The organism is Paenarthrobacter sp. E2MeOHC11 (assembly GCF_058744955.1).
This window is the reverse complement of record NZ_CP196673.1, coordinates 3,928,017-3,950,315: the sequence shown is the minus strand read 5'-3', so window position 1 is coordinate 3,950,315 and position 22,299 is coordinate 3,928,017. Positions and strand designations below refer to the sequence as shown.

The following is a 22,299-nucleotide window of genomic DNA, read 5'->3' as shown; positions in this document are numbered from 1 at the left end:
CGCCTCAGGCCGGGCAGTTCTGTTTAATGGGACAGGTACCCGGTTCCAGAACCGGCCGATGATCCGGCAAACTGTGCAAGGACCGTAACGAGTGTGAAGAGGTAACCGTGGAAGACAGGAAGCTGCGCATCGCGGCTGTAGGAGATGAACTGCTGGCGGGCCTGGGGGATCCCCGCGCATTGGGTTGGCTCGGACGAGTGCTGGCCCGCACGCCCCAGGACTCCGTCGTGGTGGAAAGTTTCCCGCTCCCCTGCCCCATGGAAGGCACAGAGGGCTTGGCCGCCCGCTGGCAGGATGAAGCCGGTCGACGTTTCAGTGATACCCACGAGAACCGCCTGGTCATCGGGCTCTCCGGGCGGGACCTGGAGTTTGGCCTGTCCACGGCACGAAGCCGCCTGAACCTGGCCAACATCCTCGACGGCGCCTCCCACAGCAGCGTGGAGGTCTTTGTGGTGGGCCCGCCTCCCACACTGGACCCGGCACGGAACAAGCGCCTCGCTGAACTCAACACGGCCTTTGCCGATGTCACTACCAGGCGGAACCACCATTACGTTGACACGTTCTCCCCCTTGCTCAATCATGAGCAGTGGAGGACGGACCTCGCAGCCAATGGGGGAACACCGGGCCAGGCCGGCTACGGATTGATTGCGTGGCTGGTCCTGCACCGCGGCTGGTTCCAATGGCTTAATATCGCCCAACCGGAGTAGCCATGACGCGGAACATGCAGGTTTCTGTCAGAGCAACAGTCGCAGCGGCCGTCGTCGCCGCCGTAGCAGCCACAGTTTCCTGCAGTTCCGGTCCTCCCGCTCCCGCAACGTCCTCCACGGCGCCCGCATCGTCCACACCGCCGTCCGCCGCCACATCTGCCGCAGCATTACTGCCCTTCGACGCGGGAACGTTGCGTGCCGAATTCGAACGCACGGCCAAAGAACTCCTGGTCCCCGGTGCAGTGGTGCTGCTGCAGACTCCCGAGGGATCGCTGACGGCGTCCTACGGCACGGGGACCCGCGGCGCTGACCGTCCAGTTTCTGCCCAGGACCACATCCGGGTAGGTTCCGTCACCAAGACCTGGACCACCACAGTCATTCTGCAACTCGTACAGGACGGCAAGCTTTCTCTGGGCGACCCTGTGTCGAAGTACCGCCCCGACGTCCCCAACGGCGAGTCGATCACCCTCGAACAGATGCTGACCATGCGCAGCGGCCTGTTCAACTACACAGAGACCCTTGAACTCAACACGGCGATGGACCAGGATCCACAAAGAGTCTGGCAGCCGGAAGAGCTCCTTGCCCTGGCATTCGCCCATCCGCCGTATTTCGGGCCGGGCCAAGGCTTTCATTACTCCAACACGAACACGGTTCTTCTGGGCCTGATCGCCGAGAAATTGGAAGGAAAGCCGCTCGGAACCCTGTTCAAGGAGCGGATTTTCGAACCGCTCGGGCTAAAGGGTACGGTCTTTCCCGAGATTTCTTCCAATGCGATTCCGGAGCCCCATCCCCAAGGCTATTTCTACGGCGACAACGTCCTGACCATGACCAATCCGGCCCTTCCCGAGGACATGCAGAAGGAGGCCACGGCCGGCGCTCTGGCGCCGAACGATGTCACCGACGTCAATCCGTCGTGGGCTTGGGCCGCGGGGTCGGGCATATCCACGGCTGAGGACCTCAAGATTTTGGGCGAAGCCCTGGTCAACGGCAAGCTCCTCAAACCGGAACTCCAGCAAAAACGGCTTGAGAGCGTCACCCCCACCAATCCCGACAATACCGGTGGCGCATCCTATGGTTTGGGAATCGCAAAGTTCGGTAACTTGTATGGGCACACCGGCGAGTTGCCGGGCTTCAACACCTTTATGGGTCATGACCCCGCCAATTCAGTCTCGTTGGTGGTGTGGACCAACCTGGCGCCCGCTGCCGACGGGCGGGACCCCGCGACCACCATTGCCCGCACGCTGATTGGCAAGTTGTACCGCCCGGCTGCTTGATTGTCCCCAGGCCCTTGCCCCCAAGGGACTCGCGATATATCGTGAATTGAACAACGCGATATATCGCAACCTGGAGGAATCATGTCTGAGGAACTATGGACCGTGACGGGTCCGCAAACCATCGATGTGGACGACGTCCGCTCCCTCAAGCTGGGAATCGTGAAGGGCCGCTTTGACGTCATGACCCATGACGAACCATACGTCCGCATCGAAATCAGCGAGATCACGGGCGACCCCCTGACGGTGACACTGGTGGACGGACGCTTGGAGGTCCGTCATCAGCTGCAAGGGCCGCAGGGTTGGTTCCGGAACCTGATGGGGACCGTCAATAACACCAGCACCAACTCGGTGGTAGTGGGGATCGCCCTTCCGCCCGGCGTCGACGTCGAAGCTGGAACGGTGAGCGGCGACGGCATGGTCTCCGGGATCAGTGGACGGACGCGCCTGAACACCGTCTCCGGTTCCGTCATGGCCGACGGCACCAGCGGCGAACTGCACGTGAACACCGTCAGCGGGGAGGTCATCGCCAGGAACCACGACGGCGTCCTGACCGCCAAGAGCGTGTCAGGCGAAGTTACCGCTTCGGGAAAGTTCAAGAACGTCCGGGCCAGCACCATTAGTGGCGACCTCAGTTTCGATCTTCAGGACTATACCAACGACTTCGGCGCCAATTCCGTTTCCGGTGACCTGACCATCCGGCTGCCCCATGATGTCGGTCTGGACATCGTGGCAAAATCCGCCAGCGGGACCGTGGTCATCGACGATCAGTTGTACGCCCAGCCCGGCAGCAACGTGCACACGATCGTCGGCCCGGACGAACGGCTCATGCTGGTGCGCACCAATACAGTCTCCGGCAAGACGTACATCATGCACGGGTCGGCGCCGGCCACGGATAATAACCACCACTTCCCCGGCGAAGCGGGCCTCTGATGCCGCCGGTCTTCGCCCACGGAGCGTTGCGCCTCTATCTTCTGGCGTTGCTCGAAACGGGTCCTAAACACGGATATGAACTGATCAAGGCGCTGTGTGACCGCTTCGGCGGCACATATTCCCCCAGCGCGGGAACCATCTATCCACGGCTGGGGAAGCTGGAAGAAGAGGGCCTCGTCGCAACTGAGACTGAGGGCCGCCGTACAAAATACTTCATCACTGATGCGGGCCGCGCCGAGCTTGATGGGCGGCGCGAGGAATTGGCGGACGTGGAAGACACCATCTCGGCCTCGGTCAGGAGGCTCGCGGACAACCTGCGGGACGACATCCGGACCAACATGCGTGGACTGCGGGCGGACCTGGCGGCTACCGCGGAAGCGGCGCGCACCAGCGCGACCTCTGCGACTTTCCGAAGCCGTACCGCGGGCTATACACCCGATGGCCAGCGCATGCTGAAGGAGGCGGAGTTGATGGTCCAGGCATTCAGGGACGATATCCGCATCGAGTTGCGCCAACACGGCGCCTCGCACCCGTTGACGCCAGTGGCACTTGAAACCGTGCGCACAGTGTTGGACCAAGCCCGTATTTCGATCCGGAATTCGTTGGGGAAATGACCTCCTTCCGAACCGGGCCACTGCAACACCAGGCCCGGTTCGCGACGCGGCACCCGGATGTGCGAAACTGGAGGGCAGCTCTATTGAGTATCAATCATTGAAGGAGGCCAGCTATGAGCAAGCGTGCACGTAAGCGTCGTGACCGTAAGCGCGGCGGCGCGAACCACGGCAAGCGTCCCAACACCTAAGCCAGCGGCTTAGTGTCACAGGCTTAAGAGCGAGGGCCCCGGAAACCATGCGGTTTCCGGGGCCCTTGGCGTTGTGGCCGGCTCTGATCAGGCCTCTACCGGCTTGATGGAGTGGATCCTGTCAAGAATCGAGTTCTTCAGGTTCTCCGGTGCCGATTCCGTACACGAGCGCTTGACCATGGTGCGGATAAGGCACTCGAGGTCATACTGCTCAGAGCATTCCTCACAGGTGTCCAAGTGCTGCTTGATCTCAGTGAGGTCCTCGCGGGTCAAAGCGCCGTCGAGGTACTCGTAGATCCGCTGCATTCGCGTATCGTCGCAATCGCCCAATCCCTGGCAGTCGCTCATTTCTCTTTCTCCTGATTGTTGCTTCCGGCCGCGGCCTGATCTTCGGTATGGGCCCTGAAGCCCCGTTCGGTGGCGTAGTCCGCCAGCATGTCCCTCAGCATCTTCCTGCCTCGGTGCAACCGTGACATGACCGTGCCGATCGGGGTGTTCATGATTTCTGAGATTTGCTTGTAGGCATAGCCTTCGACGTCTGCAAAGTAGACGGCCAGACGGAATTCTTCCGGGATCGACTGCAGCGCGTTCTTGACATCGGAGTCCGGCAAGTGATCCAGTGCCTCAGTTTCGGCGGACCTCAGGCCTGCCGACGTGTGCGATTCTGCCTTGGCCAACTGCCAATCCTCGATCGTGTCCGAGTTGGACTGCAAAGGCTCCCGCTGACGCTTACGGTAAAGGTTGATATAGGTGTTGGTCAGGATGCGGTAAAGCCACGCCTTAAGGTTTGTTCCCGGCTTGTACTGGTGGAAAGCCGAGAATGCCTTGGTGTAGGCCTCCTGAACCAGGTCCTCGGCATCCGAGGGGTTGCGGGCCATCCTCATGGCCGCCGAATACAACTGGTCCACGTACTGCATGGCGTCGCGTTCGAAGCGCTCCCGCCGCTGTTCGGTAGTCTCCGTGGCAAGGTCGACGTCGGTCGCGGCCACTGCGTCGTCATTCGCGCCGGCTGCCTGGTCCGTGGCCGCTGCGGCCGGTTCCGTGGTGCTCATCGTTGCCAAGTCTACTGTCAGCTGCCGGGATTCCGGCTGCATGCCGTACCCGGGCTCCGGTAGAACCACCCGGTCCTTAACCAAAGTCAAAAAACCAACTCCGTTCACCAAGGCGGCAACACCTGCCGCAGTCCGGTCTCCACCGCACCACTAGTTCACAACGGCCGCGGCTGGGTAAATATTCCGCAAAGGTGCAAGACTAGAGCAGACTGCACCCCTTGAACACAACACTCATTGACATCGTGTGGCAAGCCACCCAGGAGGCAAGACATGTCTGTTATCCGTTTTCTCGCCCGTCCCATGCTCGCGTCCAGCTTCGTCGTCGCAGGTCTGGACAAGCTCAGGAACGCGGACGACACCGCCAAGCAGCTCTCCCCCGTCCTACGACGCGCCTCCGAATCCCTCCCTTTCAAGGCCGATGAGAAGACCCTCGCGCGCCTCATCGGTGGAGCACAGCTGGGCGCCGGAGCATTGCTTGGACTGGGAAAGCTTTCCCGTTTCGCCGCCACTGTGCTGGCTGTGACGTCGGCTTTGAACTCCTACGTCGAATGGCGTTCGGCCGATATCAGCACCAAGGAGGGCCGGAGCGCCCGTAAGGCACAGCTGTTGAAGAACATTTCCCTGACGGGCGGAGTCCTTCTTGCCTCTGTCGATACCGACGGACGTCCGAGCATCGCCTGGCGCGCAGAGCACTTGGCTGCCGATGCCAAAAAGGTGACGGGCAAGCAGATCAAGCGGGCAGACAAAGCAGTACGCAAGGCCGTAGACAACGCAGTTGGAGCATAAGGAAGCATGACAGGTACCACCGCCGCAAACACAGGATCGACCGAAGCCGCCGCGCTGCCACTCTGGCCGGCCCCGTACGCCAAGGGGCCAGTGGACGCCACGGTGACGGTGCCTGGTTCAAAGTCGCTGACCAACCGGTTCCTGGTGTTGGCGGCTTTGGCGGATGGCCCCTCGAGGTTACGCGCTCCCCTGCATTCCCGTGACTCCGCACTCATGATCCAGGCCCTGCGGCACTTGGGCGCCACCGTCACGGAGGTCCCCGGTGACGGCGACTACGGTCCGGACCTTGAGATAACGCCCATGGATCCCGCAGCCTCGGGCTCGGAAACTGCCATCGACTGCGGCCTGGCTGGAACCGTCATGCGTTTCGTGCCTCCCCTCGCGGCATTGCGCAACGGGCCCACCGTCTTCGATGGAGATCCACATGCCCGCAACCGGCCCATGGGCACCATCATCGAGGCGTTGATCGCCCTCGGCGTTCCCGTGGCAGCGGAAGGCGGCAGGACGCCGTCGGCCCTTCCGTTCACAGTGGAAGGCACCGGCGAGGTCCGCGGCGGCCACTTGGTGATCGACGCCAGCGCCTCGTCCCAGTTCGTCTCCGCCTTGCTGCTGGTGGGCGCACGGTTTACCGAGGGGCTTCACTTGGAGCACGTCGGAAAGCCGGTACCCAGCCTCGACCACATCACCATGACCGTGGAGGTCCTGCGAAGTGTCGGAGTCTCCGTGGACGACTCCGTGCCCAACCATTGGCGGGTCTCCCCCGGCTCCATCAAGGCCTTTGACCAACGGATCGAACAGGATCTTTCAAATGCGGGGCCGTTCCTGGCCGCAGCGTTGGCCACGCAGGGAACCGTCCGCATCCCCAACTGGCCGGCCAGCACCACCCAGGTCGGCGATATGTGGAGGACGATCCTCGCCACTATGGGGGCCGAGGTCACCTTGGCGGACGGGACCCTTACCGTGACCGGCGGGCCGGCGATCCTCGGAGCCGACTTCGACGAAACCAGCGAACTCGCTCCCACTGTTGCGGCCTTGTGCGCTCTTGCCGCAAGCCCCTCGCGGCTGACGGGCATTGCCCATCTCCGTGGTCACGAAACGGACCGGCTTGCTGCGCTTGTCGCTGAGATCAACGCTCTGGGTGGAGACTCCGAAGAAACTGCCGATGGCTTGATTATCCGCCCCGCGGCCTTGCACGGCGGTGTGGTGCACAGCTACGCCGACCACCGCATGGCCACTGCGGGTGCCATCCTCGGACTCGCGGTCGAAGGCGTCCACGTGGAAGATATCGCCACGACGTCAAAGACCATGCCGGAGTTCCCTGAAATCTGGGCAAGTATGCTCGAATCCGCCGGCACGGACGAGGCCAGCAACTGACCATGGGCCGCGATGCACGCTCCTGGGACGAATCCGACGTCCGGATCCGCCCCAACAAAAAAGGATCAAGGCCCCGGACCAAGGACCGGCCAAGCCATGATGACGCCATTATTGGCCGGATCATCACCGTGGACCGCGGGCGCTACAGGGCCATTGTGGACGAAGATTCCGCGGATGAACGCGTCATTATCGCCGCCCGCGCCCGTGAACTGCGGCGGAACCCCGTGGTCCCCGGCGATTTCGTCGCCTTGGTTGGTGATGTCTCCGGCGCCCCGGACACGCTTGCAAGGCTGGTCCGTGTTGAAGAACGCCGCACCCTGCTGCGTCGCAGCGCCGACGACACTGACCCCATCGAACGGGTGGTTGTGGCCAACGCCGATCAGCTGGTGGTGGTTGTTGCTGCCGCCAACCCCGAACCGCGCACCGGGTTCATCGACCGCGCCTTGGTGGCAGCGTACGACGCCGGCATAGAGCCGCTGCTGCTCATCACCAAAGCGGACGTCAAGGATCCGGCGGAATTGCTCGCCAACTACCTCAGCCTGGACTTCCCCGTGATCATCAGCCGCACAGCGGACACTGAAGCCAGCGGTATTGACGCGCGTTCGGATGACGGATTATCAGCACGTTTGGACAGGGACGCCGTGGCCCAGCTGCGCTCCCACCTCGGCGGCAAGGTGACCGTCATGCTCGGCCACTCAGGCGTCGGCAAATCCACCATGGTCAATGCTTTGACAGGGGCGGAACGAGCCACGGGCGGCGTCAATGCCGTGACGGGCCGTGGACGGCATACCTCGTCGTCTGCCTTGGCCCTGAAACTTGCCGATGCCCCGTCCGGCAGCTGGATCATCGACACCCCCGGCATCCGCTCCTTTGGTCTTGCGCACGTGGATCCGGACCGGATCCTGCATTCGTTCCCTGACCTTGAGCCCGGCACGGAAGCCTGCGAGCGTGGCTGCAAGCATGACGCCACAGCCATCAATTGCGGGCTGGATCCCTGGGTGAACGAAGGCCATGCAGGGCCCTCCGGTGTGGCCCGGCTGGCTTCCTTGCGCCGCCTGCTGGGTGCGGACCCCCGGCTTGAAGCCAAAGAGGCCAAGGAACTGGGCACCGTCAACTGATCCTTACGGCGCCACGTCCCCACCGCAGCTAATGATTCAGGATAGTTTGGTGGCATGACCCATCCCGTTTCCACCTACAACGATGACCTGCGCCTTGCCCACGTCCTCGCTGATTCAGTCGACGCCCAGACCATGGACCGCTTCAAGGCACTGGACCTGCAGATCGAAACCAAGCCAGACCTCACACCAGTCACCGATGCCGACAAGGCCGCTGAGGAAGCAATCAGGGGTCAGCTGTCCCGCTCCCGGCCGAGGGACGCCGTCCTGGGCGAGGAGTTTGGCAGCAGCGGCCATGGCTCACGGCGTTGGATCATAGATCCCATTGACGGGACCAAGAACTTCGTCCGCGGCGTGCCGGTCTGGGCAACGTTGATCGCCCTCGTTGACGAGGGAGAACCTGTTGTCGGCGTCGTCAGCGCACCGGCATTGGGCAAGCGCTGGTGGGCGGCCAAGGACATGGGCGCCTACATGGGCCGCTCCCTCGCGTCCGCTACGCGCCTGAAGGTCTCGAACGTTTCCCGGTTGGCCGACGCTTCGATGTCGTATTCAAGCCTGTCCGGGTGGAAGCAGCGAGGAAACCTCGACGAGTTCATGGGGCTCACCGAAGACATCTGGCGAACCCGAGCCTACGGTGACTTCTGGTCCTACTGCCTGGTGGCCGAAGGCGCCGTGGACATCGCCTGCGAGCCGGAGTTGAACCTCTACGACATGGCAGCACTCGTCCCGATCGTTACCGAGGCCGGTGGCCGTTTTACTTCCTTGGAAGGCGAAGACGGCCCCTTCGGCGGCAACGCCCTGGCCACCAACTCGATCCTGCACTCCGAGGTCCTCAAACGGCTCAACCCGGGGCTGGACGACCTCCTCTGAGGCACAGTTGCGGGCGGTCGCGGTCGCGCGCGTTTTCCGAATTTTCGACGGCGGATTCCCCCTTTTGGGGGTGTCCGTCGTTTTTTCTTCGCCGGATGCCCTGATTCTGCCACCGACGTAACAAAGCGCTTAACAATGCGAATCAGCTTTGGAGCGGTCCCGGGCAGTGCCCTAACCTTTTTACAGGTCACGAGTGCCAGCGCTAAACCCCGGTTTGCTGGCCGGCAACCCTCCATTCGCGGTGGGGTGCCCCGGGTGACGACCCGGCCGGTCCGGAACGGATGCGGCAAGCGCGGATCCCCCTATGGGGGTCCCTCTTGAGTGAGGTCCCATGAGCACTGTCACGTTCGACTCAAACATCATTCCTTCTCTTGCCGAAGAAACCCCGGCGCAGGCTGCCGCCGCTTCAAGGCCGCTCTCCGCAGTCACGGGTGCAGAGTTACAGGCTCCGCTGATCCAGGGCGGGCACGTTCGGTACGCCAACCTCGATTACGGAGCATCGGCGCCTGCCCTGACCATCGTTTCTGCATACCTCAACGAAGTCCTGCCGTACTATGCGAGCGTTCACCGCGGTGCGGGTTATGCGTCCCAAATCAGCACGTCTGTCTACGAAAATTCGCGGAACATCGTCCGTGAATTCGTCGGAGGACGCCCCGACGACTCCGTGATCTTCACCCGTAACACCACCGACTCCTTGAATCTTCTCGCGGGATGCCTCCCGCAGGTTGACAGCCTACCGACGGGCGAAGTCCTGTATTTGGACATCGAACACCACGCCAACCTCCTTCCATGGCAGGGTGTCCCGCACCGCAGCGTCGTCGCAGCGTCTACCTTGACAGCAACATTGGACAGGCTCCGCACGGAGTTGGCCCAGGGCGGAGTAAGCCTGCTTGCCGTGACAGGTGCCTCGAACGTCACCGGCGAAATCCTTCCCATCGCGCAACTAGCTTCCCTGGCCCACGAATACGGCGCCCGTATCGTGGTGGACGCGGCCCAGCTCGCACCGCACCGCCGGATCAACATCACCGAGGCGGACGTCGACTACATCGTCTTCTCCGGACACAAGCTGTACGCACCGTTCGGCGCTGGTGTCGTGGTTGGTCGCCCGGATTGGCTCGACGCCGGAACGCCGCACCTGGCCGGCGGCGGGGCCGTCCGTGAAGCCCGCCTGGACTCCGTCAGCTGGGCAACCGGTCCCGCCCGCCACGAGGGTGGCTCGCCCAACGTCCTGGGTGCGGCAACCCTCGCCCGCGCCACGCAGGTCCTCGCCGGACTGGACCAAGAGGCGTGGCACGCCCATGAAGCAGCCATCCGCTCCTACCTGGTGGACGGCCTGGAGGCCATCGATGGCGTGACCGTCCACCGGATCTTCAGCGACTCCGAAGACACCATTGGCGTCGTCAATTTCTCCGTGGAAGGATTCGACGCCGGGTTGGTCGCCGCGTATCTGGCGGCGGAGCACGGCGTTGGTCTCCGGGACGGACGCTTCTGCGCCCACCCCCTGCTCAAGCGGCTCGGCCTGCCCTCAGGCTCCTTGCGTGCCAGCTTTGGCGTCGGCTCCCGGTTGGAGGACGCCACGAGGCTGCTGGCAGGCATCGATGAACTCAAGCGCAACGGGCTGGGTTGGGACTACGTGGTGGACGAGGGCCGCTGGGTACCTGCCAATGACCACCGAACCTACCCGGAATGGGCTCCCAACACACCCGGCACTGCCGGCGCTGCTCCCTGCACCGTGGACTAGAACCCCACCGTGGACCAGGGACGCGGCTAACCCCGAGATCCAAGCTCTCCCGCTGCTGCGGTAAATTCGTAGGGTATATTTTTGGCGACCCTGTGAAGGAGTCTTTGCGTGGCATTGCGTTCTCCGGCTCCATCAAACGGACAGCCCGGCATTCCCGGACCGGCTGGACCGCGCGGTCCGAAACTCCATGCCAAACGTCGGCAAGAACTCGGCCAGAGCTTTCAAGACGGCGGTGAGCACTATGATCGCGTGCGGCCCGGCTACCCCGCAGACTCCCTGACGTGGCTCCTTCCCGATAGAGCAGAGACAGCTGCGGACATTGGAGCAGGTACCGGAAAGTTCACTGCCCTCCTCCTCGAACGCGGACTTGAGGTGGCCGCCGTCGATCCTTCCACTGACATGTTGGAACAACTGCGGAAGAGCTATCCGCAGGTCAGCGCAGTGGAGGGTACGGCCGAGGCAACTGGGCTGGCGGACTCAGCATTCGACGTCGTCAGCGTTGCCCAGGCCTGGCACTGGTGCGACTCCCTCCCCGCCAGCACCGAAATCTCCCGGATCCTGCGCCCGCAGGGAATCCTGGGACTGATCTGGAACCAGTTGGATACGTCGGTTCCGTGGGTCCACAGGCTTTCGCGCATCATGCACGCCGGAGATGTCCACAAACCTGGCTTCCGGCCTGCCATCGGTCCGGAGTTCGCCGGGTTGCAGAGCCACCTCACGGCGTGGGCGGACCCCACCACGCCCGAAGAGATCATGGAGCTGACCAAGTCGCGCAGCTACTACCTCCGGGCCGACGAAGCAACGCGGGCGAAAGTCATGGGAAACCTCGAGTGGTATCTGTACCACCACCTTGCGCACGCGCCAGGGGGGACCGTCCAGTTGCCCTACGTGACGCAAACCTGGCGGGCGGTCAAGGTTCACCGCGCCCTGCCACGGTAGGCTTGGGTTGTGAAGACCAGTACGCCCTCCTCCTCGATCGAGGACTACGTCAAGGTCATCTACTCCTACACGGAGTGGCAAGACAAGCCGATTACGTCCTCCCAGCTTGCCCAGCGCCTGGGTGTGGCCAACTCGTCAGTGTCTGAGATGGTCCGCAAGCTAAAGGACCAAGGCTTGGTGGACCACCAGCCCTACAGCGCCATCAGGTTGACTCCCGAAGGCATGCGCCTTGCCCTCTCCATGGTCCGACGACACCGCCTTATTGAGAGTTACTTGGTGGAAGAACTCGGGTACAGCTGGGACGAGGTCCACGATGAAGCCGAGATGCTGGAGCACGCGGTGTCAGACACCTTCATCGAGCGGATGTCTGCCAAACTTGGCCATCCCACCAGGGACCCGCACGGGGACCCCATTCCTTCGGCAGATGGCTCCGTTGAATTGCCGCACGCCTACCGCATGATCGAACTGGACCAGGGCCACTCCGGCCGTATCACCCGGATCAGCGATGAAAACCCCGATCTCCTCAGGTACCTGGCAGCCGAAGAAATTTCCTTGGACGCTCCGGTTGAAGTCGTCGGACGCAAACCGTTCGGTGGTGCACTCGTAGTCAGGATCGGAACCGGAGCCCAAGGCCGCGAGTTCGATCTCGCCGATGAAGTAGCGTCTGCCCTTTGGGTTCAGAGCGCTGAAGTCCATGAAGGTTGCGTCCTGCCCGCCCTGTGACCGAAGCCCCGCATGAGGTCAGTTGGGTAGCCCGACCGCCCCGCCGTCGTCGGACGCTGCATCCGGTTCGCTGCCAGCGGCCGGCGCCGCCTCCTTTGGAGGGTTCCGGATTCCGACGGCGGATGCCACTGCCCCCAGCACGAACAGTCCCGCCGTTACCACCAGTGCGTTGAAAAGCCCTTGCCGGGTAAAGACCGGGCCCACGATCAGCCCTGCAAAGGCAATGGTGATCAACCCGGCGATGCGCGCCACTGCGTTGTTCACCGCAGACCCGATCCCGGCTTCGTCGGTTGGGACAGCACCAAGAATGGCGGCCGTGAGAGGCGCCACGAGAGTGGCCAAACCCAAGCCGAAGACGATCTGTCCCGGGAGCACCTGGGTCCAATAGTTCAGTGGCTCCTGAACTGAGAGTGACAGCAGGAAGCCCACCGCGCACAGCAGCGGACCCACGGTCATGAACCAGCGGGGGCCGTATTTTCCGGCCAGGCCGCCAAAATACGATGCACTGAGCATGAGGATGACGGTACCCGGGAGCAGGGCGATGCCCGCCATCGTGGCTGCCATGCCGCCAACTTGCTGCAGATAGATTCCCAGTACGAAGAATCCGAGGGAAATTCCACCGTAAATGGCAAGGGTGGCAAGGTTCCCCCAAGCAAAATTGCGGATGGCGAAAAGCCTGAGGGGCAGCATGGGCTCCGCCGTCCGGGCCTCATGGACCAGGAAGAGCGCCATGGCCACAATGCCCACCGCCAGGGGCACCCACACCTGGATGCTTCCCCAGCCCATGCGGCCTTGCTCGATGAAGGCATATACGGGGCCGCCGAGGCCCACCATGGCCAGAAATGCCCCGAGGTAGTCAATGCGCTTGCTCTTGTCCCTCGCTGCGTCGGACGCCCGGAGGCCGGCCAGCATCGGCCAGATGGCGACAGCCGGAACGACGTTGATGAAGAAGATGACACGCCAGGAGAGAAGGTCCACGGCCATCCCGCCGATCAGGGGCCCGACGATGGCTGCAGCACTGGTCCAACCGGACCACTGGCCGATGGCCTTGGATTGCGCAGGTCCGGAGAAGGACGTGATGATCATGGCGAGCGAACTCGGAACCAACAAGGCACCGGCAATTCCCTGAAGCGCCCTCGACACCACCAGAACTTCGCCGGTCCAGGCCAGCCCGCACAACACCGATGTCGCTGCGAAGCCCGCGAGGCCCCATTCGAGGATCCGTGCCCTGCCGAAATGGTCGGACAGCGAACCGGCCACCAGTATCAGTGCACCCAACGTCAGCAGATACGCATCCACCACCCACTGCTGGATGACCAAGCCTCCACCCAGCTCGCGCCCTATGGCGGGGAGTGCGAGATTCACCACAAATCCATCAAGTATGGCGATGAACGAAGCCACAATTGCCACCACCAGCACGCGCCTTTGGAGCGGAGTACTGGGTAGCAGGGCCGCTGCGTCAGTCATGAGCACAGCCTACGCCCGGGAAGTCCCGTATCGTTGAATGGTGATTAGCAGACGTGATGCCGCATTGGCCCTTGATATTTCGATGGAAATGGCCCAACGCCACGGTATTCCGTCCCGGCTTTCAGAGGCCGAACTCCGCGAAATGCAGGACAACCCCCCGGCGTGGCTGGTTCAGTCGCGTGCCAACCGAACCGGCAAACGACCAGTCTGGGTCCATCTGACCTGTGCCGTGTGTGGCTACTCCGAGGCCGTCCGCCCCAAGAAATGGTGGCCTGACTTTTCATTCGTCTACTGCGGCACCCATCGGAACAGCGACCTTCCCAAGCTCTTCCTGGGTGAAGTGCGCAGCGAATACGAAGGTGTGGGCAGCCGCTTCGTCGGCGTCGTCGACGTTCCGGAGAACCAGGCCTAGCCAGGCTTCATTGCTGTTGGCTCATTTCTGAGGGCACTGCGATGATCTGCAGGGCCTTTCCTTCCCTGAGCACTGTCAGCGGAAAGGGTTCGCCGATGGCGTCCTCGAACAATAGCTTCTGAAGGCTCTCGGCGCTCGACACTGCCCGCCCCTGGGCGCGCAACACCAAGTCCCCTGCTCGGAGTCCGGACCACTCCGCTGGGGAGTTGGGAATCACCTCCACCACCCGCAGGCCCTCTTTCTGCCCCGTCCTCACTACGGCACTGGCATCAAGCGGAATCGGAGTGCTCACCAAACCCAGGTAGGCGCGTCGAACACGGCCGTCCCGCAGGAGGGAGGCGACGATGCGCTGCGTTGTCGTGTTGATCGGTACTGCCAGCCCGAGGCCCAGCCCCGCCACAGCGGTGTTGATGCCGACGATACGCCCCTTGGTGTCGGCCAAAGCACCACCGGAGTTCCCGGGATTCAGGGCGGCGTCCGTTTGTATGACATCCTCAATGACACGCCTGTGTTCCCCCGCACGGACAGGGATGGACCGTCCAAGACCGCTGACCACACCCGCGGTCACCGAACCGGCCAAGCCCAAGGGATTGCCCACGGCGATGACCAACTGCCCAACCCGCAGCGTGTCGGCATTGCCCAACAACGCTGGCGGTGGAGTGGACTTCACGCCCCGGACCACGGCGAGGTCTGACAACGGATCTGCCCCAACCAGCTCCACATCGGTGTGCTTGCCATCGGCGAACACGGCCCGCCCGGACCGGATTCCTGCCACTACGTGGACGTTCGTGAGCATGTACCCATCGCCGGTGAAGACAACGGCCGAGCCGCTGCCCATGCGGATTTGTCCCCGTCGTCCGGTGCTGGTCATCTCGATGGCGGCAACATGCGGCGTCACTGACTCGGCCACGCGAATCACGATCCTCGAGTAGGCATCCAGTGCCTGCCCGTCATCAGGGTCGTCCAGTTCGAACTCCGGCTCAGTACTCATCACAAGCCTCCTGCCACCGCTCCACCGTGTTTCGGCGCCTATCCTGTTCAACCGCTGAGCCGGTTCCGGTAGTCCTGGGGTCGGTACGCCCTGGGTGAACGCCTAAGCGCCCCTGGCATTCATCAAGCACCCGGGCAAAAGAAAACCCCCGGATCACGAGGATCCGAGGGCTTTCCGGGGTGGAGATGGGGGGAATTGAACCCCCGTCCGATGTCGTTTTGTCAGGGCTTCTCCGGGCGCAGTTCGCGTCGGATTTTCTCGGCCCCAGCCATCCTGCGAACAGGTGGCTGATCCGGGCCCAGTCATCTAAGAGTCCCGTTTACCTCAATGACGAAGGCAAACAGCAGTGGCTATCTAAATGACGCCAGGAACCGGGGCGATAGCAACCCCGGGCTGACGGACTGTCTTACTGCTTAGGCAGCGAGAGCGAAGTCAGTGCGCTTAGATTCGGCACTTATTGGTTTGCAGACAGCGTTTACGAGATAATTCTGCATCCTCGGCCCGCTTCACCTGTCGCGACTAACATCGTCGAAACCGATCATCCCCGTATTTTGTTACCAAACCCGACCGGCACATCGATCATGTCGAGTTCCCGTCGGACTACCCATCATAACGCATTCATCCGTTGGAACATTCCCCGGACGCGATTGGCGTGGCGCCTACCGGCGGTTGCGTTCCCGCAGCTCACGCAGTGATTCACGCTTGTCCTGTTGCTCACGCAACGTTTGGCGCTTGTCGTAGTCCTTCTTACCCCGGGCGATGGCGATTTCCACCTTGGCCCTGCCGTCAAGGAAGTACAGCTGCAGCGGCACCACAGTGAATCCGGACTCGCGGATCTTTTGCGAGATCTTGTCCAGCTCTTCGCGGTGCAGCAAAAGCTTACGACGCCGGCGTGCTGCATGGTTGGTCCAGCTCCCTTGGTGATACTCAGGGATGTGGATACCCTCCATCCACAACTCGTCGTTGTAGAAGGTGCAGAAGCCGTCCACCATGGAGGCGTGGCCCTCACGGAGGGACTTCACTTCTGTCCCCATGAGCGCGATGCCAGCCTCATAGGTGTCCAGGACATGGTAGTTATGCCGGGCCTTCCGATTGGTGGCCACTACCTTACGGCCACTTTCCTTGGGCACGGTAGAACTCCTTGTTAGTTGCGGATTTCAACTAGTGTACGCCAGCACGACGAGGCCCCCGCGCTGGCCCCACGCTAGAGAAGGTTCATGGGATCCACTGCGGAGCCGTTCAGCCACGTTTCGAAGTGCGCGTGGCAGCCGGTCGAGTTACCGGTGCTTCCCGAGTATGCGATGAGCTGGCCTGCAGAGACCCGCTGGCCATTCGCCACCACGATGCTGCTGTTGTGGTAGTAAATCGTGGTCAGTGAGTTCCCTTGGACAACACCGTGAGACAGCTTTACTCGCCAGCCCCCTCCGTCGGCCGAGTTCCAGCCTGAGTTGAAGACTTCGCCTGCAGCTGCCGCATAGACGGGTGTGCCGCATGCCGCACCGAAGTCGATGCCGGTGTGCATGTAGCCACCAGTACCGTAGAAGTCGATGGTGCCCGGCGGGGTTGCGCGCCAGCCGAATCCAGAGGTGATAGGCACATAGCTTGCGAACGGGTGACGCAATCCAAAGGCAGAGGGCGAACCCGCAGCCGGAGGAACATAGGGCTGCTCCGGAGGCGCAGGCCGCCCCTGTGCTGCCGCTGCGGCCGCAGCGGCAGCAGCAGCTTCTTCGGCAAGACGCCGTTGCTCTGCTTCCCAGGCTTCCCTGAGTTTCCTGTCCCGTTCCACGATCTCGGCAGCAACGGTGTCCTGTTCGGCCTTCACCCTGGCAAGGTTCGCTTCAATGCCGGGCTTGGCCGCCTGAAGTTGCCCGTTGAGGCGGGTGGTGTCTTCGATCAGCTTGTCGACTTCGGCTTTCTTGCTCGCAGCCTCGTCCCTTGCCGATTTTTCGCGTTCCAGCGCAGCATCCGCTTTCGCCTTGAGGTCCTGGATCTCCTCTTCGACAGCTACCAGCCTCGCCTGCGAGTTCACGTTGGTGGCGTTCTGCTGGGTCAGCTTGGTCATCGCTGCGTTCTGGCTCCGCATGGCCTGGTCTGCCAAATCCATGGATTCCGTCAGGTTGCCGGACTCGCTGGACCCGAACAGAAGGGCAATATTGGTCGGGACGCCACCGGATTTATAAGCCTGTGACGCGATCTGGCCGATCAGCTTCTTGGTGTCGGTGATTTTCTGCTTATCACTTTCCAGCTGCTCGGTGATCTTGGCCTTGTTCTGCTGGGCAAGTTCAACCCTCGCCGCCAATGCCTCGACTTCCTTGACCGCACTGGCCACCCTGCCTTGGGCCTCAAGCAGGGCCTGCTGCGCCCCTGGAAGGCGGCCTTGGTAGATCACGAGGTCGCCGGCGGCCTTGGCGATGTTGGCGTCCACAAATTCGAGGGACGCCTGGACGCGGGCAGCTTCTGCTTCGAGTGCAGCCTGTTGGTCTTCAAGGTTGTCGGCCTGCGCCGCGGGAGCGCCCGACAAGAGACTGACAGCCAGACCCACAGCAAGGACTGCACCTAAAATCCGAGCATTGCCCGACGCAAGGCGCCGACGCAGGGATGTCGGGTCCAACGTGGTCATCAGGAGTCCTTTTCCGTCGTGATCATGATTGTCAATCGAGTCAGAGTTTTCATTGCGTTAGACCTTCAGGTAACGCCGGAGCGTCAAAAGCGAGGATATCCCGGCAAGGCCAGCGCCAAGGGCGATCAGCACCGGTGCAATCACCAGCACTTGGGTGGAGGAAATGAACGGTGTGTTGAGGAACTGCGTGGACAAGTCGCCGTTGAGCCAGAAGTGCGCCATCAGCCATAGCGTGACCGAAGCCAACACCGCCCCCACAACAGCTGCGATGACACCTTCCAGGATGAAGGGCAGTTGGATAACCGTCTTGGAGGCGCCCACCAACCGCATGATTCCGGTTTCCCGCCGTCGGCTGAAGGCCGAGAGACGGATGGTGGTGGTGATGAGCAATACCGCGCAGAAGATCATCACCACGGCCACACCCATCGCCGCAACGGACGCCCCGTTCATCCAGGAGAAGATGCGTTCCAGAACCTGCCTCTGGTCGCTGACCGTCTCGACTCCCGGCTGGGAAGAGAACGTCTCGCTGATGATCTGGTATTTCTCAGGGTTCTTCATGTTGATCCGGAAGGATGCCGGCAGTTGGTCCTCAGAGACCGAATCCACAATCGGTGAATTGGAGAACTGTTCCTTGAAGTGGGTGTATGCCTCGGCCTGGGATTCGAACTGGAAATCGTTGATGTATTGCTTGACCGCCGGCGACTCCAGCATCGCCTGAAGGTTGGCTTGCTGTTCCTTGGTGGCCGGACCCGAAGCGCAACCAACCGCCGTCGAACCGTCGTTGCAGAGGAAGACGGCCACCTGGACTTTGTCGTACCAGTAGCCCTTCATCTGGTTGATCTGCATTTGCAGCATTCCGGCGGCACCCACGAAGGTCAGGGAAACGAACGTCACCAGCACCACGGAAATCACCATGGAGAGATTCCTGCGCAGACCGCTGCCGATTTCCCCCAGGATAAACAAAAGCCTCACAGCTGTGCCCCCTGTGCACGGTCGAGTTCCTCACCGCTGGCGTCCCGCAGCCGACGCGATTCGCCAACCACCGGAATCATCGACGTGTATAGGGCCTTGGCTTCGTCTCGAATGACCTTGCCATTCTTGAGCTCCACCACGCGGCGGCGCATTTCATTGACGATGTCGTCGTCGTGGGTTGCCATGACTACCGTGGTGCCGTTCTGGTTGATCTTGTCCAGGACTCCCATGATTCCCATCGACGTAATGGGGTCCAGGTTTCCCGTCGGCTCGTCCGCCAGCAGGATGCCGGGACGGTTTACGACGGCGCGGGCGATCGCCACGCGTTGCTGCTCGCCGCCGGAGAGTTCGTGGGGCATGCGGCGTTCCTTGCCCTCCAAGCCCACAGTTTTCAGGACCTCAGGAACTGTTTCGCGAATGATTGAGCGGCTCTTGCCGATGACCTGCATGGCGAAGGCAACGTTGGCGAACACGTTCTTTTGCGGAAGGAGGCGGAAGTCCTGGAAAACAACCCCGATGCCGCGCCGGAGCTTGGGGACGCGCCAGCTCGAAATGTTGGCAACATTCTGGCCGGCAACATACACGGATCCGGAATAGGCTTTGTCTTCCTTCAGGATCAGTCGCAGAAAGGTTGACTTTCCTGAGCCCGAAGCGCCCACCAGGAAGGTGAATTCGCCGCGGTTGATCTCAAGGCTGACAGAGTCGAGCGCCGGTCGGGCATTCTGCTCGTAGACCTTGGTGACATTCTCAAATCTGATCATGGCCCTTTAGAACCCCGCCGGACATGACATAGTCGCCCAGTCCAACAGCCGGAGCACGGGCTTTCGATGGGGGAAGTGAGAGCACCGGCCACTCGACTATACGCACGGACGGACCGGGTTTCCGGGCCTTTGGGGGGCGTGTCGCAGAATCCCGAGGGTCAGTCCGAACCGGACCCCGCCTTTCGGGGTCTTAGTTGGCAGCAGCGTTACGATTGCCCGTGCGCCAACGGATGCCGGCGTCAATGAAGTCATCGATATCGCCGTCCAGCACTGCCGAGGTGTTGCCCACTTCGTGTTCTGTACGCAGGTCCTTGACCATCTGGTACGGATTAAGAACGTACGACCGCATCTGGTCACCCCAGGACGCCTTGACGTCTCCGGCCAGTGCCTTCTTTTCAGCGTCCTGTTGTTCCTTCTTAACCAGCAGCAACCGGGACTGAAGCACACGCATGGCAGCGGCCCGGTTCTGAAGCTGTGACTTTTCATTCTGCATCGAGACCACGATGCCCGTGGGAATGTGAGTCAACCGCACAGCTGAGTCAGTGGTGTTGACCGACTGGCCGCCGGGGCCCGACGAGCGGAAGACGTCAACGCGGATTTCGTTGTCGGGAATCTCAATTGAATCGGTCTGTTCGATCAGCGGGATAACCTCGACGGCAGCGAAGGATGTCTGCCGGCGTCCTTGGTTGTCGAACGGGCTGATACGGACCAGCCGGTGGGTACCTGCCTCAACACTCAACGTACCGAAGGCATAAGGTGCCTTGACTTCGAAAGTAGCGGACTTCAGGCCTGCTTCTTCCGCATAGGAGGTGTCCATCACGGTGGTGGGGTAGCCATGGCGTTCGGCCCAACGCAGGTACATCCTCATGAGCATCTCGGCGAAATCGGCAGCGTCAACGCCGCCGGCCCCGGCTCGGATGGTAACTACGGCTTCGCGTTCGTCGTACTCACCTGACAACAGTGTGGTGATTTCGAGTTCCGCCAGGGCTTTGCGTATTGACGACAGTTCCTTCGCAGCTTCCGCCATGGAGTCTTCGTCGCCCTCGTCCTGGCCGAGTTCCACCAGGACTTCGAGGTCGTCAATCCTGGAGGCAAGCTTGGAAAGGCGCTCAACTTCCGACTGTCTGTGGGACAGCCGCGACGTGACCACCTGGGCCGAAGCGGGGTCGTCCCAGAGGTCCGGAGCGCCGGCTTGCTCGCTCAGTTCAGCGATCTCCGCCTTGAGGGCATCAACATCAGTGACGTTCTCGATGGAGCTGTAAGTTGCGCGAAGTGCGCGGATTTCTGCGGGAAAATCTATCTCAGCCATGGTCATCCCAGCGTACGCTATTCACCGCGCTCCCCCGACGGCACCCATGTTGCCATGCCGGACCATTACTGGGTCAAGGAAGACCGGGCGACGGACCTGGCCTCAACGAGGATCCCATCGGGCAACAGGAAGCTGACCACCGGAGGATGTGCGACTGCTGCCAGAACAACCACCGCCGTACCGCCGGGTTCGCTTCCTGTACCGGCCGTGAGAACCAGCTGATCATGACGCCCGAAGGCACCGTTGGCTGTGAGGTAGGAGCCTGCTGTCGCCTTGACGCGCTCTTCCATCAGCGAAGTTGCGGGCAAGCTCCCTGCCCCAATATCCCCCACCAGAAAAGAGTCAGCGGCCGCCAGGGCTGCTCCGTCCGCCAATGACAGCAGCTTCTTATGTTCCAAGTAGACCGCCGAAGCAGCCATAACCACGGTGGCCAGAAGAAGCGCCAACACAACGTAGCCAATGACGAGAACACCGATCTGGCCATCTTCGCGTGGTTCACCGACGGGAGGACTGGACCCGCGACGCCGGAGCGATGTCATTGGTAACGCCCCACGACCTGGGTCGACGACGCACTCAGTCGGGCGGCGTTCAAGTGCAGAGAGTCTGCGAACGGCAGCATGGGCAGAGGTACATCCAGGCCCACGGTCACTGTGACGCTTGCTCCTGCCGACAAGCAGTCCGCTCGATCGCATGCGATATCGACGCTGGCTTGGTTCGCTGTATGACCGTAGTCCCGAACGGCCAGGAGGACGGCGCCCTCAGCTGCAGCCCTTGCACCCGTGGCATCCGTGCGGGTCACAAAGACCTTGGCGGCCTGGTCGGCAGCCCCGACCACCGCGAACGACCCGCCTTGGATCTGGCCTACTGTCACTACGAAGTAGACCAGCGGAACCATGAGCAGCACCGCCAGGAAAGTAAACTCCACGACGGCGCTGCCCTTTTGCGCCTGGCAAGTCCGGTTGCGGTCCCCGAACCCGTCGACCACCTCGACAGGCAGGCACAGAGCCTCACTCAGCCTCCGCAGGAAGGCGTCCAGCACTCTCTTGGTTGGCTTATCCGGAGAGTGCTGCATGCCCCTTCACCTCCAGCAATCCACCGGGACCTACGAGCCCGACCACCGGCAGTGGTGCCTTCACCGTCACCTCCAAGGCACGAACGCCGTCTACTGTGACCTCGGAACAGGAAATGTCCTTGGAATAATCGCTGTTCAACGCCGCGTGGATAAGCTGCGCAGTCCGCGCTTGGGCATCCGCCTGGGTGCGGTCCGCCAGCGCTCCGTAGCGCGCGCCGGAAGCTGCGGCATCAATGAGCGTGTTGTTGATATGCAGCACCAGCGTGAGCTGGACGATCGCCATAAAGAAAACGGTCAATAACGCCCCTACCAGGACGAAGTCCACAATGGCTGACCCGCGCTCCTCGGCAGCTCCCTGCCGCTCACCCATGGCGGGCGACGC

25 protein-coding genes, 1 other RNA gene and 1 riboswitch are annotated in these 22,299 nt (G+C 62.1%); of the genes, 13 read left to right on the top strand and 13 right to left on the bottom strand.

Features of this window, described 5'->3' with window-relative positions; all coding sequences use genetic code 11:
• Nucleotides 1–107 precede the first annotated feature (107 nt).
• The 5 genes from ACSSVG_RS18370 (at nucleotide 108) to ACSSVG_RS18350 (ending at nucleotide 3,713) form a co-directional block, all read left to right on the top strand.
• Entirely contained in the window at nucleotides 108–707 is a 600-nt protein-coding gene (locus ACSSVG_RS18370; protein WP_014922202.1) for a GDSL-type esterase/lipase family protein, read from the top strand.
• 2 nt (nucleotides 708–709) lie between these two features.
• Complete coding sequence (locus tag ACSSVG_RS18365) at nucleotides 710–1,981, top strand: serine hydrolase domain-containing protein (RefSeq protein ID WP_492415815.1); 1,272 nt, start codon at nucleotides 710–712, stop codon at nucleotides 1,979–1,981.
• Between the two features lie 81 nt (nucleotides 1,982–2,062).
• Nucleotides 2,063–2,911 carry a DUF4097 family beta strand repeat-containing protein gene (locus ACSSVG_RS18360; RefSeq protein WP_231338294.1) on the top strand — a complete coding sequence of 283 codons (849 nt, stop codon included), beginning with the start codon at nucleotides 2,063–2,065 and terminating at the stop codon, nucleotides 2,909–2,911.
• Nucleotides 2,911–3,525 (top strand): PadR family transcriptional regulator, encoded by a 615-nt coding sequence (locus tag ACSSVG_RS18355; protein ID WP_492415814.1) that lies wholly within the window; start codon nucleotides 2,911–2,913, stop codon nucleotides 3,523–3,525. The genes ACSSVG_RS18360 and ACSSVG_RS18355 overlap by 1 nt, the downstream gene beginning before the upstream one ends.
• A gap of 113 nt (nucleotides 3,526–3,638) precedes the next feature.
• The gene (locus tag ACSSVG_RS18350) at nucleotides 3,639–3,713 is read left to right on the top strand and encodes a 50S ribosomal protein bL37 (RefSeq protein WP_369299106.1); all 75 of its coding nucleotides are present in this window, start codon (nucleotides 3,639–3,641) and stop codon (nucleotides 3,711–3,713) included.
• An 87-nt stretch (nucleotides 3,714–3,800) separates the two neighbouring features.
• On the opposite strand, the gene rsrA is transcribed toward ACSSVG_RS18350, so the two are convergent.
• Nucleotides 3,801–4,061, bottom strand: coding sequence for a mycothiol system anti-sigma-R factor (gene rsrA, locus ACSSVG_RS18345; RefSeq protein ID WP_159707456.1), 261 nt, complete (start codon nucleotides 4,059–4,061; stop codon nucleotides 3,801–3,803).
• Nucleotides 4,058–4,855 (bottom strand): sigma-70 family RNA polymerase sigma factor, encoded by a 798-nt coding sequence (locus ACSSVG_RS18340; RefSeq protein ID WP_231338292.1) that lies wholly within the window; start codon nucleotides 4,853–4,855, stop codon nucleotides 4,058–4,060. The genes rsrA and ACSSVG_RS18340 overlap by 4 nt, the downstream gene beginning before the upstream one ends.
• Before the next feature lie 180 nt (nucleotides 4,856–5,035).
• Between ACSSVG_RS18340 and ACSSVG_RS18335 the strand changes: the two genes are divergently transcribed.
• From ACSSVG_RS18335 to ACSSVG_RS18305, 7 genes are all read left to right on the top strand, one after another.
• On the top strand, nucleotides 5,036–5,551 hold the full coding sequence (locus ACSSVG_RS18335) for a DoxX family membrane protein (protein ID WP_231338291.1): 516 nt from the start codon (nucleotides 5,036–5,038) through the stop codon (nucleotides 5,549–5,551).
• A gap of 6 nt (nucleotides 5,552–5,557) precedes the next feature.
• Nucleotides 5,558–6,925 (top strand): 3-phosphoshikimate 1-carboxyvinyltransferase, encoded by a 1,368-nt coding sequence (gene aroA / locus ACSSVG_RS18330; RefSeq protein ID WP_492415813.1) that lies wholly within the window; start codon nucleotides 5,558–5,560, stop codon nucleotides 6,923–6,925.
• Nucleotides 6,926–6,927: 2 nt separating this feature from the next.
• Nucleotides 6,928–8,043, top strand: coding sequence for a ribosome small subunit-dependent GTPase A (rsgA, locus tag ACSSVG_RS18325; protein WP_492415812.1), 1,116 nt, complete (start codon nucleotides 6,928–6,930; stop codon nucleotides 8,041–8,043).
• A gap of 54 nt (nucleotides 8,044–8,097) precedes the next feature.
• Nucleotides 8,098–8,910: a histidinol-phosphatase gene (hisN, locus tag ACSSVG_RS18320; RefSeq protein ID WP_231338288.1), complete on the top strand. Its 813-nt coding sequence runs from the start codon at nucleotides 8,098–8,100 to the stop codon at nucleotides 8,908–8,910.
• Between the two features lie 185 nt (nucleotides 8,911–9,095).
• A riboswitch (SAM riboswitch) is annotated at nucleotides 9,096–9,209 on the top strand.
• Between the two features lie 32 nt (nucleotides 9,210–9,241).
• Complete coding sequence (locus ACSSVG_RS18315; RefSeq protein WP_231338287.1) at nucleotides 9,242–10,651, top strand: aminotransferase class V-fold PLP-dependent enzyme; 1,410 nt, start codon at nucleotides 9,242–9,244, stop codon at nucleotides 10,649–10,651.
• Between the two features lie 114 nt (nucleotides 10,652–10,765).
• Nucleotides 10,766–11,590, top strand: coding sequence for a class I SAM-dependent methyltransferase (locus ACSSVG_RS18310; RefSeq protein ID WP_492419245.1), 825 nt, complete (start codon nucleotides 10,766–10,768; stop codon nucleotides 11,588–11,590).
• A gap of 9 nt (nucleotides 11,591–11,599) precedes the next feature.
• Nucleotides 11,600–12,313, top strand: coding sequence for a metal-dependent transcriptional regulator (locus tag ACSSVG_RS18305; RefSeq protein ID WP_231338286.1), 714 nt, complete (start codon nucleotides 11,600–11,602; stop codon nucleotides 12,311–12,313).
• Nucleotides 12,314–12,331: 18 nt separating this feature from the next.
• Here ACSSVG_RS18305 and ACSSVG_RS18300 read toward each other — a convergent pair whose 3' ends face one another.
• The gene (locus ACSSVG_RS18300; protein ID WP_231338285.1) at nucleotides 12,332–13,780 is read right to left on the bottom strand and encodes an MFS transporter; all 1,449 of its coding nucleotides are present in this window, start codon (nucleotides 13,778–13,780) and stop codon (nucleotides 12,332–12,334) included.
• Between the two features lie 37 nt (nucleotides 13,781–13,817).
• Between ACSSVG_RS18300 and ACSSVG_RS18295 the strand changes: the two genes are divergently transcribed.
• Nucleotides 13,818–14,192: a hypothetical protein gene (locus tag ACSSVG_RS18295; RefSeq protein WP_231338284.1), complete on the top strand. Its 375-nt coding sequence runs from the start codon at nucleotides 13,818–13,820 to the stop codon at nucleotides 14,190–14,192.
• A 7-nt stretch (nucleotides 14,193–14,199) separates the two neighbouring features.
• On the opposite strand, the gene ACSSVG_RS18290 is transcribed toward ACSSVG_RS18295, so the two are convergent.
• From ACSSVG_RS18290 to ACSSVG_RS18245, 10 genes are all read right to left on the bottom strand, one after another.
• Complete coding sequence (locus ACSSVG_RS18290) at nucleotides 14,200–15,183, bottom strand: S1C family serine protease (RefSeq protein ID WP_492415811.1); 984 nt, start codon at nucleotides 15,181–15,183, stop codon at nucleotides 14,200–14,202.
• Nucleotides 15,184–15,360: 177 nt separating this feature from the next.
• Nucleotides 15,361–15,729: a transfer-messenger RNA gene (ssrA, locus tag ACSSVG_RS18285) on the bottom strand.
• 113 nt (nucleotides 15,730–15,842) lie between these two features.
• Nucleotides 15,843–16,313 (bottom strand): SsrA-binding protein SmpB, encoded by a 471-nt coding sequence (gene smpB / locus ACSSVG_RS18280; protein WP_026540087.1) that lies wholly within the window; start codon nucleotides 16,311–16,313, stop codon nucleotides 15,843–15,845.
• 74 nt (nucleotides 16,314–16,387) lie between these two features.
• Nucleotides 16,388–17,803, bottom strand: coding sequence for a M23 family metallopeptidase (locus ACSSVG_RS18275; RefSeq protein ID WP_231338282.1), 1,416 nt, complete (start codon nucleotides 17,801–17,803; stop codon nucleotides 16,388–16,390).
• A gap of 57 nt (nucleotides 17,804–17,860) precedes the next feature.
• Nucleotides 17,861–18,775: a permease-like cell division protein FtsX gene (gene ftsX, locus ACSSVG_RS18270; RefSeq protein WP_159707478.1), complete on the bottom strand. Its 915-nt coding sequence runs from the start codon at nucleotides 18,773–18,775 to the stop codon at nucleotides 17,861–17,863.
• On the bottom strand, nucleotides 18,772–19,536 hold the full coding sequence (gene ftsE / locus ACSSVG_RS18265) for a cell division ATP-binding protein FtsE (protein ID WP_231338281.1): 765 nt from the start codon (nucleotides 19,534–19,536) through the stop codon (nucleotides 18,772–18,774). Before ftsE ends, ftsX begins: the two co-directional genes overlap by 4 nt.
• A gap of 190 nt (nucleotides 19,537–19,726) precedes the next feature.
• Complete coding sequence (gene prfB, locus ACSSVG_RS18260) at nucleotides 19,727–20,845, bottom strand: peptide chain release factor 2 (protein WP_231338280.1); 1,119 nt, start codon at nucleotides 20,843–20,845, stop codon at nucleotides 19,727–19,729.
• A gap of 65 nt (nucleotides 20,846–20,910) precedes the next feature.
• Entirely contained in the window at nucleotides 20,911–21,384 is a 474-nt protein-coding gene (locus ACSSVG_RS18255; protein ID WP_231338279.1) for a pilus assembly protein TadG-related protein, read from the bottom strand.
• On the bottom strand, nucleotides 21,381–21,917 hold the full coding sequence (locus ACSSVG_RS18250) for a hypothetical protein (protein WP_231338278.1): 537 nt from the start codon (nucleotides 21,915–21,917) through the stop codon (nucleotides 21,381–21,383). The genes ACSSVG_RS18255 and ACSSVG_RS18250 overlap by 4 nt, the downstream gene beginning before the upstream one ends.
• Nucleotides 21,898–22,287 (bottom strand): TadE/TadG family type IV pilus assembly protein, encoded by a 390-nt coding sequence (locus ACSSVG_RS18245; protein ID WP_231338303.1) that lies wholly within the window; start codon nucleotides 22,285–22,287, stop codon nucleotides 21,898–21,900. Before ACSSVG_RS18245 ends, ACSSVG_RS18250 begins: the two co-directional genes overlap by 20 nt.
• Nucleotides 22,288–22,299: the final 12 nt, after the last annotated feature.